General features: G+C 36.4%; 14 protein-coding genes and 1 pseudogene. 12 read left to right on the forward strand and 3 right to left on the reverse strand.

All coding sequences use genetic code 11. The features are described 5' to 3' along the window. Positions 1–246 precede the first annotated feature (246 nt). Positions 247–1,290: a nitronate monooxygenase gene (locus NYE22_RS08090; RefSeq protein WP_116316503.1), complete on the reverse strand. Its 1,044-nt coding sequence runs from the start codon at positions 1,288–1,290 to the stop codon at positions 247–249. Between the two features lie 395 nt (positions 1,291–1,685). Here NYE22_RS08090 and aadK point away from each other — a divergent pair, with 395 nt between their 5' ends. The 3 genes and pseudogenes from aadK to NYE22_RS08105 all read left to right on the forward strand — a co-directional run. Then, complete coding sequence (gene aadK, locus NYE22_RS08095; RefSeq protein WP_046381214.1) at positions 1,686–2,540, forward strand: aminoglycoside 6-adenylyltransferase AadK; 855 nt, start codon at positions 1,686–1,688, stop codon at positions 2,538–2,540. Between the two features lie 219 nt (positions 2,541–2,759). Beyond that, positions 2,760–3,263 carry a DinB family protein gene (locus NYE22_RS08100; protein WP_014480368.1) on the forward strand — a complete coding sequence of 168 codons (504 nt, stop codon included), beginning with the start codon at positions 2,760–2,762 and terminating at the stop codon, positions 3,261–3,263. A gap of 178 nt (positions 3,264–3,441) precedes the next feature. Then, a pseudogene (locus NYE22_RS08105) lies at positions 3,442–3,699 on the forward strand (MFS transporter); the annotation flags it as partial. A 52-nt stretch (positions 3,700–3,751) separates the two neighbouring features. Here NYE22_RS08105 and NYE22_RS08110 read toward each other — a convergent pair. Beyond that, the gene (locus NYE22_RS08110; protein ID WP_049141109.1) at positions 3,752–4,018 is read right to left on the reverse strand and encodes a hypothetical protein; all 267 of its coding nucleotides are present in this window, start codon (positions 4,016–4,018) and stop codon (positions 3,752–3,754) included. 25 nt (positions 4,019–4,043) lie between these two features. Next, on the reverse strand, positions 4,044–4,841 hold the full coding sequence (locus NYE22_RS08115) for a hypothetical protein (protein WP_049141110.1): 798 nt from the start codon (positions 4,839–4,841) through the stop codon (positions 4,044–4,046). A gap of 683 nt (positions 4,842–5,524) precedes the next feature. Between NYE22_RS08115 and NYE22_RS08120 the strand changes: the two genes are divergently transcribed. From NYE22_RS08120 to brnQ, 9 genes are all read left to right on the forward strand, one after another. After that, complete coding sequence (locus NYE22_RS08120; RefSeq protein WP_072174161.1) at positions 5,525–5,896, forward strand: YrdB family protein; 372 nt, start codon at positions 5,525–5,527, stop codon at positions 5,894–5,896. A 230-nt stretch (positions 5,897–6,126) separates the two neighbouring features. After that, on the forward strand, positions 6,127–6,693 hold the full coding sequence (locus NYE22_RS08125) for a cysteine hydrolase family protein (protein WP_019712537.1): 567 nt from the start codon (positions 6,127–6,129) through the stop codon (positions 6,691–6,693). Between the two features lie 182 nt (positions 6,694–6,875). Continuing rightward, the gene (locus NYE22_RS08130; RefSeq protein WP_250540153.1) at positions 6,876–7,157 is read left to right on the forward strand and encodes a hypothetical protein; all 282 of its coding nucleotides are present in this window, start codon (positions 6,876–6,878) and stop codon (positions 7,155–7,157) included. A gap of 224 nt (positions 7,158–7,381) precedes the next feature. Beyond that, the gene (locus NYE22_RS08135; protein WP_161986219.1) at positions 7,382–8,614 is read left to right on the forward strand and encodes a cytochrome P450; all 1,233 of its coding nucleotides are present in this window, start codon (positions 7,382–7,384) and stop codon (positions 8,612–8,614) included. Between the two features lie 194 nt (positions 8,615–8,808). After that, positions 8,809–9,084, forward strand: coding sequence for a barstar family protein (locus NYE22_RS08140; protein WP_017697606.1), 276 nt, complete (start codon positions 8,809–8,811; stop codon positions 9,082–9,084). Between the two features lie 324 nt (positions 9,085–9,408). Then, complete coding sequence (azlB, locus tag NYE22_RS08145) at positions 9,409–9,882, forward strand: azlBCD operon transcriptional regulator AzlB (RefSeq protein WP_021480168.1); 474 nt, start codon at positions 9,409–9,411, stop codon at positions 9,880–9,882. A gap of 12 nt (positions 9,883–9,894) precedes the next feature. After that, the gene (gene azlC, locus NYE22_RS08150; protein ID WP_064671004.1) at positions 9,895–10,659 is read left to right on the forward strand and encodes an azaleucine resistance protein AzlC; all 765 of its coding nucleotides are present in this window, start codon (positions 9,895–9,897) and stop codon (positions 10,657–10,659) included. After that, on the forward strand, positions 10,656–10,988 hold the full coding sequence (gene azlD / locus NYE22_RS08155; RefSeq protein WP_003245988.1) for a branched-chain amino acid transporter AzlD: 333 nt from the start codon (positions 10,656–10,658) through the stop codon (positions 10,986–10,988). The genes azlC and azlD overlap by 4 nt, the downstream gene beginning before the upstream one ends. 164 nt (positions 10,989–11,152) lie before the next feature. Continuing rightward, on the forward strand, positions 11,153–12,475 hold the full coding sequence (brnQ, locus tag NYE22_RS08160) for a branched-chain amino acid transport system II carrier protein (protein ID WP_041850105.1): 1,323 nt from the start codon (positions 11,153–11,155) through the stop codon (positions 12,473–12,475). Positions 12,476–12,644: the final 169 nt, after the last annotated feature.

Below are 12,644 nucleotides of genomic sequence, written 5' to 3' on the forward strand. Positions count from 1 at the left end.
ATGGGAGTTATCGATTATTCGAATAGGTAGCAAAACTTGAGAAGGGGAGATAAGATCGAAATGTTGGTGATGTATTGTGGTGATTTCATCAAGATCACACCAAATCAATGGGATGATTGATAACCCGAATCAATTAGCTTTGAAAATGTAGGAGTATTGAGATTTCCAGAGTCAGGGGATGAAATTACGAAAAAAAAAGCAAACTGCCTGTCGAAGTTTGCTTTTTGCTCTATCAATGAGGTGCGCCTATATTTTTATATCCTCTTGGCAAAGCTGATTTAAAAGCTGCTTAACCGAAATTTCCTCAGTCAATGACCGTATCCCTTGACCTGCCCATAAAGACATCTGATCATGGTTATTTTGAAGTGAAGCCTTCTGTCTCATTGCCTTCGTTAGTGTATTTTGATAAGGGTACGGAAGGGTTTGTGTCTCAAACTGTTCTTTTTCTTCCATCCATTTATTTACGATTCCTCTGGCCTCTTTACCTGAAAATAATGTTGTAAGCTTTGTATCTGCTTCGTTTGCCTCTAGTATTTTCTGTTTATGTACTGGATGTGCGTTACTCTCGTGACAAATTAAAAAGGCAGAACCGATTTGAACGCCTTGGGCTCCAAGGGTTAAAGCTGCTTTTACTCCTCTGTGGTCTATCATTCCCCCAGCAGCTATGACAGGTACGCTCAGTGCATCTGCTGCTTGTGGAATCAGAGCCATTAAACCTACGGCAGATTCACCTTTGGAAGGTAAGAATGCTCCGCGATGTCCACCGGCTTCACTTCCTTGAAGGACTACTATATCCATTCCCCGTTCTTCCATTAACAATGCTTCTTCTACTGTTGAAGCGGTTCCTATTAAACAGCATCCAGCGGTTTTTAGCTCCTTTACTGCGTCTTCAGGCGGCAGATCAAAAGTGAATGAGCAAGCCTTAACCTTATATTTTAAAATTAGATCAATTTTTTGATAGAAGTCATCCCACTCTTCTTGTACAGATGTGAATTGATTTACTTGATTAGCTAACGGTATGTTTTCTTTCCACTTTTTAACCTGATCTTCTGGTGGCATTTCTAGACCAAGCGGAACAAACACATTAATTTGAAAAGGAGCGTCTGTCAGCTCAAACATTTCTTTTATCTGTTGTTCTAGCAGGTCTGGCGTAAGATACCCCGATGCTAAGCTGCCAAGAGCACCTTGATTCGAAACTGCAGATGCAAGTCGGGGCGTTGTAATACCGCCAGCCATTGGAGCTTGAATAATCGGTTTTGTTAAGGAAAACTTCTTCATAAATTCATTCATACCGAATCCCCCCGTTAAGACATGATTTTTGAAAAAAGTGTCATTTTAAAATTTGCTCAAAAACTCGTATTCGCTTAAATATATCGTTTTCCTTCTTTTTGTCAATCTCTCATACCAGTTAACATGTCGATAAAGCAGGGGGGATTAAAGTGTGTCAAAGATAGTGTGATCCCATGGCGGCTCTACAAAAAACTGAATATTCATGTAGTCCTTCATAGTTGATATCTGATTTTGAGATGTCTTGCATCTTAATTTTGAATGATATATAGAAGGACTTCATGTAAAATAAAGCTTAGAAGAATACATCACATTCAAGAGTAAAAAAATCTATAAGACGTACAGATCAATATTCGGTTTTACAGTTAGATATTAAGGCTGAAACGGAGGAACATGCGATGCGAAGTGAGCAGGAAATGATGGACATTTTCTTGGACTTTGCTTTGAACGATGAGAGAATCCGATTGGTCACTTTGGAAGGGTCACGTACAAACAGAAATATCCCTCCTGACAACTTCCAAGATTATGACATCTCGTATTTTGTAACTGATGTAGAATCTTTTAAAGAAAATGATCAGTGGCTCGAAATCTTTGGGAAGCGCATTATGATGCAAAAACCAGAAGATATGGAGCTTTTTCCTCCCGAATTAGGTAATTGGTTTTCATACATCATTCTTTTTGAGGATGGCAACAAATTAGATCTAACCCTTATTCCAATTCGTGAAGCAGAAGATTATTTTGCTAATAACGATGGTTTGGTTAAGGTCTTGCTCGATAAGGATTCGTTCATCAACTATAAAGTGACCCCAAATGATCGCCAATACTGGATGAAAAAGCCGACTGCAAGGGAATTTGATGATTGCTGTAATGAGTTCTGGATGGTTTCGACTTACGTAGTAAAAGGACTAGCAAGAAATGAAATCCTTTTTGCCATTGACCATTTAAATGAAATTGTACGTCCTAATTTATTGAGAATGATGGCCTGGCATATCGCATCTCAGAAAGGGTATTCATTTAGTATGGGGAAGAACTATAAATTTATGAAGCGGTACCTTTCAAATAAAGAATGGGAGGAACTCATGTCTACATATTCTGTGAATGGGTATCAGGAAATGTGGAAGTCTTTATTTACTTGCTATGCATTATTTAGAAAGTATTCAAAAGCTGTATCAGAAAGTCTTGCATATAAGTATCCTGATTACGATGAAGGCATCACTAAGTATACGGAAGGTATTTATTGCTCAGTAAAGTGATAAGAATATAGGATTGTCTTCATATGATATTTGATTCTCGCTGACAATGGAGACCAAGGAGTCACCATGTTTGTAAAAAGATGCGTAAATCGTTATGTTTAAGAATGTCTACGCATTTTACTATAATTATTCTTGTCCAAAATTTTTTGTTCTTTTTAACGAAACGAGGCATTATAATTAACCTATAGGCACATTGAAAAAACAAAAAGGAGGATTTTTGTGTTTCAAACCTTAGACCATTTTTTGAAATCTTGGGAGTTCGAAGCAGATGCTACACAGAAACTATTAAATAATCTGACTGATGAATCACTTAAACAAGAAATAACTTCACAAAATTGGACTCTAGGCCGTATTGCTTGGCATACTGTTGCTGCCATTCGCATCATTACCTCAAACACAGACTTAACGTTCCATGCCCCAGCTGAAGATTATCCTGTTCCAACTTCGGCTCAGTTTATAGCTGACAGCTATCATCAAGCCAGTAATGCATTTGTACAGGCATTAAAAACCCAATGGACTGACCATACACTTCAAGAACGTATCAACTTTATCGGACAACAATTGCCTAACGGTTCACTTTTGATGTTTTTAATTCAACATCAAAACCACCATCGGGGACAAATGACTGTTCTTATGAGACAAGCAGGTTTAACTGTTCCAGGTATTTATGGTCCAGCAAAAGAAGAATGGGCAAAATTTGGTTTGGAAGCCCCGAAAATGTAATCAACCTTTTTATAAAAAGTTACGCTATGACAACATATAAGAAGATGTTTTGATCAATCTTTTTTCAAAACATGTTCTTTTTTTGTTCGTTTACCAATGATAAGAACATATTCGAATCATTTTTATTCCAAACAAGAATGCCATCGCCATTTCATACGAAACGGCACTATCAATGGCTAATATTAATTAATATTTGATTGCACCTTCAGCCCCTGAAGCTCCTGATTTCGCAAATGGCTTATTTATATCATCCTGTAACATAGGAACAACAATTGGTTCAGCTGTAGGCGGGTTATTTATATCAGAAATGGGTACAAAAAACGTCATATTGGTGGGAATTCTACCATTGATACTAAGTTGGGTAAGTATTTTTCTAAGAACTTATATGTTCTCTTCTGCACAACAACTTTCTAGACAGGGAATACATTTGCTTTAAAAACCCCGCTTTTAAAAGTGGGGTTTTTTTGAATTCGTTTTAAGGGTGTTAACTATTCTTCATCTTCAAAGAAACCAAATAGTTTTTCTTCATCATATTCATATTTACGTCCTAGATTATCTGTATCTCTTTCGTGCTGTAAAAGGACCTTATAGTTTTTTCCCTTTGAAGATTCGTCTTCAATAACACTTAGGACGGTTACTTTATCGTTCTCATATGTCTTTGCAAAAAGTCTAATTTCCTCAATTGTATCCTTTAAATCTGTCTCGTCACCATTAAAAAAGTCTAAAGAAACTTCAGTTGTATATTTTTCAATCATGGTTAGCTCCCCGCTAATGAATGTTTTAGTTCTTAAAGGATAACGGAAATTGTGTATTTTTACTACTGTCTGCTGTATTAATAATGACACGATGATGAGTCGTAGAAGTGTCTTTTGTGCTTATATTTTTATTAAATTGCTTTCTATAGAATGTCCGCCATGGACCACCTTTGTCACGAGAAGACCAAGCTTGATCGGGCTGTGTCATCGTTAATCTTCTCAGTTCAGCGACATCTACATCTTTTCCATATTGAGTTCTATTACTTGTAGATTTTCGGCTTGCGTCATACTTGTGTCTTTTATACGCATGTTCACTTATAAAATCTTTTTTAATTGTACCACCATTCTTTTTATATGGAACATCTTTAGTGATTTTTGGTTTTTTCGGCTTAGGCTTCGGTTTAGGTTTTGGCACCTTTCTAAGCATTTGAAACTGTGGCGATGCCTTTTCTTGATTTGTAACTGCTGTTGTAATTGTCGCTGATTGTTCTTCGGTATCTGTTAAAGATACTGAAGTTAATTTGTTGTTATGTACAACTAAATTTAACTTTAAAATGGTTGTTTTGTTATCAATATTAGTATAGAAATAATTTACTTGGTTTGTTGAATTTGGACTAAAATCGCTTGAATTAAATAATTCTAATAACTCTTCCTCAGTTATAAGTTTTTTGCCGTTTTTATCAACAATTTTATCTAAACCATTAATTGTTGATTTTTGGAGATGCGCACTTTCTACTTCTTTTGCTTTGACTTCACTGCCATCAATAGCAAATAAAGAAATAAGTAGACTGAAAGTAAGTATTGTCAATAAAACTTTCTTCATATTTTTTCCTCCTTTTTATCTGTTACTAAAGTATTATAACGCAACTAACAAGAAAAAAAAGTATTTTCATCATAAATTTTCAATTGATTGAAAAAAATGATAAAGAGGGATTGAGAGATATTCAATATATGAAAAGATGAATTGAGTAGATAATATTCACAACTTAGGAGAACCATATTATTGAGGTTCATCGATTGCGGAGGCTACTCTATGGTTCAGAAATTCCAATGAAACATTCAGGTGTTGCTCAATTTCGACTAGAAGCAGCTGCGCCAAAAGGAAGCCTATTGGAAGAGTCTAGCTAAGTTGCAACAAATGGATACAAGAGGGGAACGTTTTCTCAAAAGGGAAGGTAGTGTATTACTGTAATTCATACAATGAGTAAAGCCTCCCAGGTATAATCTTTACTTCGTTCGACAAATTCTGCAAATTGTAGACAACTTCCTGATTATTTGGATAATTAACTGGATAGGAGGGGAAAAGTTGTCATTTTTCATTATACTTATCATCGTTCTATTATCGGAGCATTGGTAACAGCAGCAGTCGGTATCATCTCTTCAAAAGTAGAGGTAATCTCGCCGAAAACTACAAGAAAATCTAAAGAGGAAGAACAGAAAAGTTTTTATACGCTGAAATAAAGCAGAGAAAGAGCATCTCCTACGGGGGTGTTTTTTATAGAGGAGTTGGAAAAACTGAATCAGACTAATTTACTTTTAAGATTCACCCTTGAAATCGCTGCACTAATCTCCTTAGGGGTGTTTGCTTGGATAAGCTTTAATGGTTATTTTAAATATGTTTTAACTTGGGTTTTACCTATTGCAGTTATGATTGTCTGGTCTGTATTTGCAGTACCTAATGATCCTAGTCGAAGTGGACAAACTGTAATAGCTGTAAACGGGGTAACAAGGTTAGTTATTGAATTATTGATCTTTGCAATGGCTGTTGCAGCGCTTTATTTTAGTCATTTAAAACCAGTTGGTATTGTCTTTTTATGTCTAATAATACTCCACTACATCTTTTCAGCTGAGCGTATCAAATGGCTTCTAAATCAATAGTTTTTCATTTCGGCACTCGTTATTAGAGTGCTTTTTATCATTCTCTGTAGAGCCAGTGATTCTCAGATTAGATTATTGAAGGTTAACGGCTTGGGCACAGTTGCAGTTTAGAACGCATTTTCCAATAAAGAAGGCGGTCAGTTGAAATTCATCATTAAACAATTGTACAAAAGTAAAATTTGTATTTAGAATGTAGTAATAAATAGAAATTCTACATAGGAGGGTATCTTGTGGAAGAAAAGAAAAAAGCTTTAATCATTGTGGATGTACAAAAAGCCTTCGATGATAAAAAATGGGGGGAACGGAATAACGTAAAGGCGGAAGAAAACATTAGTAAAATACTAAAATTATGGAGAGAAAAAGGATGGACAGTCATATACATACAACACACTTCTGATAAACCTCATTCTTTATTCCATCCAAAGAATGAAGGGTTTGCGATAAAGGAAATAGTTAAGCCTATGGATGAAGAAGTCATTATAACCAAGACAGTAAATAGCAGCTTTATTGGTACGAATTTAGAAGAATTCTTAAAATTAAATGAAATAAACACTGTAGTCATAACTGGTTTAACCACGCCTCACTGTGTATCAACCACCACAAGAATGAGTGGTAATTTAGGGTTTGATACATACCTGATTTCAGATGCAACAGCAGCCTTCGGAATGAGAGACCAAAATGATACATATTATGATGCGGCGACTATTCATAATATATCTCTAGCTACATTGCATGATGAATTTGCCACAATATTGACAACTGATCAATTAATAAATGATTTTATAAAAACTCACTGATGAAAAACATTTTGGCACAGTAAAACGGCAGGCGCCTTTCCAATAGGAAGGGCGCTTTAATTCGATTTCCTGCTTTACTGCTCAGAGGAGATGTATCAATGTTTCTTTATCGACAAGCAAGGGCAGATGAATGAAGCAAAGTGGCAAAGCTACTCCATGAATTTTTCAATTAATATTCTTTTATGGATTTACTCGTAAAACGCGAAAAAAAAGATCATTCATTTATTTTTGAAATGCATAAAGTACTGACAAGAGCATATTTTAAAAAGCATTTCTTTTTTGTTGACATTCAGAATGGTGAAATTGTTGTTGCCGCTCTATTAAAACATCGTGATAAACCCGACATTAACTTGATGGATTATATAGCAGCAGGGGGGATAACATTAATCAAAATGGGGGGATTTTCAGTATTGAACATGTTGGCGGTGACTAATGAGACTGAAAAATCTTCCAAATCCTTATAAGAGCCGGCATGGTATTTAGAAGTATTAGGAGTTTCGCCATTTTATCAGGGAAAGAGTTTGGGCAGCAAAATGATTAATGACTGACTCATACCTTTTATTTCAAAATGCGGGGCGGCATCTTGGCCCTTATCACGAATGCTGATCTCAATAGATCATTTTACAAATCGTATTGATTTTATATTTAAAGATTATCTTAACCTTTCATAAAGATGGAGGTCGAATGAATGTCTTCAAAAGAAAAAAATAGTGTAACCATTTTGACGGAAAGTCAATTGTCTTCGAGAGCATTTAAAGATGAAGCGTATGAATTTTATAAAGAATTGCGAAAATCACAGCCTCTCTACCCATTATCTTTAGGAGCTCTGGGGAAAGGCTGGCTCATATCGAGATATGATGATGCAATATATTTATTAAAGAATGAAAAATTAAAGAAAAACTATGAAAATGTATTTACCGCAAAAGAAAAACGTCCTGCTCTATTGAAGAATGAAGAGTCTTTAACAAAACATATGCTTAATTCAGATCCCCCTGATCACAACCGCTTGCGAACTCTTGTTCAAAAAGCATTTACGCATCGGATGATTTTGCAGTTGGAAGACAAAATCCAGCATATCGCAGATTCTTTATTGGATAAAGTGCAGCCCAACAAATTCATGAACCTAGTAGACGATTATGCGTTTCCATTGCCGATTATCGTGATAAGTGAAATGCTCGGCATTCCCTTGGAAGATCGTCAAAAATTCAGAGTGTGGTCGCAAGCAATTATTGATTTTTCAGATGCCCCTGAAAGACTACAGGAGAATGACCACTTGTTAGGGGAGTTTGTTGAATATCTGGAATCCTTAGTTCGCAAAAAAAGGAGAGAACCTGCAGGAGATTTAATCAGTGCATTAATTCAAGCGGAAAGTGAAGGCACACAATTAAGTACAGAAGAATTGTACTCGATGATTATGCTGCTTATCGTTGCAGGTCATGAAACAACCGTAAACTTAATCACCAATATGACATATGCTCTGATGTGTCACGGTGATCAATTTGAAAAGCTCCGCCAGCAGCCAGACTTGATGAATTCAGCCATAGAAGAAGCATTGCGGTTTCACAGCCCTGTTGAACTAACGACAATTCGCTGGACGGCTGAACCGTTTATACTGCATGGGCAGGAGATTAAACGGAAAGATGTGATCATCATTTCTTTAGCATCAGCAAACCGTGATGAGAAGATATTTCCAAATGCCGACATATTTGATATTGAAAGAAAGAACAACCGCCATATTGCTTTTGGCCATGGCAATCATTTTTGCCTTGGTGCACAGTTAGCCCGCTTAGAAGCCAAGATTGCGATTTCCACCTTATTACGCCGCTGTCCAAATATACAGTTAAAAGGCGAAAAGGAACAAATGAAATGGAAAGGGAATTTTCTGATGAGAGCACTCGAAGAATTGCCGCTTAGTTTTTAATTTTTTTGGGGGGATATGTGATTTTTAAAAACAAAGTTTAGCATTATTTATGCCTACCGGGCATGAAAATGTCTTGCAAACACCAATAGTTTCCCCCTATCGGTGTTTTTTATTTGTTTTCAGCCTCATTTGGACAAACAGCTGTTACATAGTAAACGTTTGTTAAGATAAAATAATGGAGGGCATTGTTTCTAATGAGAAAAATAATGATAGATGGAAGAGACTTTGAAAATATAGAAGTTTTACATGATGTTTTAAAAGATAAATTAGACTTCCCAAACTACTATGGGAGAAATTTAGACGCTTTATGGGATTGCCTGACAGGGTGGGTGGATTTGCCGCTCACTTTAGTCTTGATAAATTTTGAGTTTAGTAAAAAGTTTTTAGGTTCATACGCTGATGATGTATTAGAAGTTTTACTAGAGGCTCAAGAGGAATTAGAGGACGAGTTTAAAATAATAATAGAGTAGACTTTCTGTTTTGTGAATTTTAACAGTTTTCGTTCGCAGAAAAAGGCAATAGGGCACCACAAATTAAAATTTCGGTGAGACCGCAATAACTTTTTGGCTTCTGATAAGTTTCTTATGATGCTTCACACAAGTACATAACTTTCCCATGACTTCTTTCTGATGTAAGTTAATTTCATTATGAGTTAATCGCGAGGATAATTTTATTCTGTGAATAACATTTTAAAAGGATTTAAATTTAAATAATATTTGATTAACGAATAAAAATTCGTTATTATTTAAATTGGATGAAATATAATTCTGTTAAGTTGTATTGGGGGTTATCAAATGAGTATTATGCTTGATGAAACTGATAAGGCCATTTTAAGAGAATTGCAGGAAGATGCTTCAATATCAAATTTAAATTTATCTAAGAAAATTGGGCTTTCACCATCAGCTTGCCTTGCAAGAACAAAGAACCTAGTAGAAGCAGGTATAATTAAAAAGTTTACGACTATTGTTGATGAGAAAAAACTTGGAATCGAAGTCACAGCACTAGCTCTCATCAACTTATCACCCTTAAATAGGGAGACAATTCATTCATTTTTAGAGGATATAAACAAATTCCCACAGGTTCAAGAATGCTACACACTTACAGGAAGCCATGACTATATGCTTAAGATTGTGGCGAAGGACATGGAGAGTTATCGGAATTTTATCATTGATTCATTAATGCAGAACCCTGCTATTAGTGGAGTTGACACAAGCATAGTCATGAGTACAGAAAAAAGAACTGTCAGTGTGCCAATTGATGAAATGTAGGAGGTTGTTGATTTGAATAAAAATAAAGAATCGTTACATTTAAGCTCTCCTGCTATAAACACTCATATGAATAAGAGAGGTCAAATATGGGCTGCATTTCGTTCTGCATTCCCATATACAATTCCGATTTTTGCGGGGTTTTTGTTTTTGGGGATAGCTTATGGAATCTTTATGCATTCTTTGGGATTTAGCGCAATCTATCCAATCATCATGAGTTTTATGATATTTGCGGGCTCAATGGAGTTTGTTGCAGCGAATTTTTTACTTGGTGCGTTCAACCCTATGAATGCTCTTTTTTTGACGTTAATGGTCAATGCCCGGCATTTGTTTTATGGAATTTCCATGTTGGATAAGTACAGAGGGACTGGAAAGAAAAAGCTCTATCTGATTTTCGGAATGTGCGATGAATCATTTTCTATCAATTATACCGCTAATGTTCCGGCGAATGTTGACAAGGGCTGGTTTATGTTTTTTGTGACACTGCTTAATCATTTATATTGGGTCGCGGGGGCAGCGATAGGAGGTATTTTTGGGTCGTACGTGAAATTTAATACCGAAGGGCTTGATTTTGTGATGACTGCTCTGTTTATTGTGATATTCATAGAACAATGGATGAAAGAAAAAAAGCATTACAGTGCTCTCACAGGACTTGGCCTTTCAGTAGCCTGTCTTATCCTTTTTGGCGGAAACCAATTTATTATTCCTGCTATGCTCGCCATTTTAGGGGTACTGACTGTTCTGAGAAAACCATTGGAGAAAGCTGAGGTTTCCGTATGACGATGACGATGACGCAGCAAATGATCACCATTGCAATGGTCGTGCTTGGAACAATGCTGACAAGGTTCCTTCCATTCATGATTTTCCCGTCTGGCAAACCGACACCGAAATATGTACAGTATCTTGGTAAAGTGCTGCCATCAGCGGTAATCGGGCTTTTGGTCATTTATTGTTTAAAAGATGTGAGTCTGCTTTCTGGAAGTCATGGCATTCCTGAATTGGTTGGGGCAGCTGCAGTTGTACTGCTTCACTTGTGGAAGAAAAATATGCTTCTTTCCATAGCGGGGGGAACCGTTGTTTATATGGTTTTGGTGCAATTGGTTTTTTAACCGATATCGGAAACTATCAAAATGATCATGCTTTTATTGAACTTGATAAAAATATATAAAACTGACACAAACTTATTTTGGAATCAACACTGCGCCAGTGCAAATAGCATCTGTAATGTTTCCTGGCTATTCAAGAAGTGTCTACTTTAATCGGAGGCTATATAATGTCAAAAAAAGTGTCTGCTTCCTATATCATCATTATAGGATTAATGCTATTTGCATTGTTTTTTGGAGCAGGAAATCTCATTTTTCCGCCTATGCTTGGTCAAATGGCTGGGAAAAATGTATGGGTCGCTAATGCAGGTTTCTTAGTGACCGGAGTTGGATTGCCATTACTGGCTATAACAGCATTTGTTTTTTCGGGTAAACAAAACTTACAGTCGTTAGCCAGCCGTGTTCACCCGGTGTTTGGCATTGTATTTACGACGATTCTCTATTTGGCAATCGGGCCTTTTTTCGCTATCCCGAGATCAGGAAACGTATCGTTTGAAATTGGGGTAAAACCTTTTTTATCAAATGATGCAGGCCCTGTCTCATTAATCATATTTACAATATTATTTTTCGGATTGGCATGCTTGTTATCACTTAATCCTTCAAAAATCATTGATATAGTTGGAAAATTTTTGACGCCAATTAAGCTGACATTTATCGGATTGCTTGTAGTGGTAGCTCTTATTCGCCCAATTGGAACCATTCAAGCACCATCAAAAGGGTACACATCACAAGCGTTTTTTAAAGGATTTCAGGAAGGATACCTTACTCTGGATGCTCTTGTAGCATTTGTTTTTGGAATTATCATCGTGAATGCATTGAAAGAACAAGGAGCTTCTACCAAAAAACAGCTGATGGGTGTTTGTGCAAAAGCAGCCGCGATTGCAGCTGTACTCTTAGCAGTTATGTATACAGCCCTTTCCTATATGGGGGCTTCCAGCGTTGAAGAACTGGGGATTTTAGAAAATGGAGCAGAGGTCTTGGCTAAGGTTTCATCCTATTATTTTGGATCTTATGGTTCAATCTTATTGGGCTTAATGATTACAGTGGCGTGTCTGACGACAAGTGTCGGACTGATCACAGCGTGTTCTTCATTTTTTCATGAATTATTTCCGAACATTTCTTATAAAAAAATTGCTGTCGTTTTATCAGTGTTTAGTACACTTGTCGCAAATATAGGATTAACCCAGCTCATTAAGGTGTCAATGCCTGTCTTACTGACGATGTATCCTATCGCGATTTCCTTAATATTTTTAACGTTTTTGCATTCTGTATTTAAAGGGAAGACAGAAGTGTATCAAGGCAGTTTATTATTCGCATTCATCATCAGCTTATTTGACGGTTTGAAGGAGGCGGGAATAAAAATTGAAGTTGTGAATCATATTTTCTCTCAGATTCTTCCTATGTATAACATAGGGCTGGGGTGGCTCATTCCAGCTATTACAGGGGGAATATGCGGCTATATACTGAGTATATTCCGAACAAAAACAAGTTGATCAATCAACAGCAATATCACTCAGATCTGCAGGAAGGACAAAGTGCTTGTTCGCCGGTTGCATTGCTTATTAAATGTGTTCAACCAAATTTACAATCATCCTTCCTCTTGCTTCGCCTCTTCGTAAGGTAGGAAGAACATCCGGTAATTGATCAAGAGTTCCTTCATTC

Source organism: Bacillus sp. FSL K6-1560 (assembly GCF_038592935.1).
GTDB classification, from domain to species: Bacteria; Bacillota; Bacilli; order Bacillales; family Bacillaceae; genus Bacillus; species Bacillus subtilis.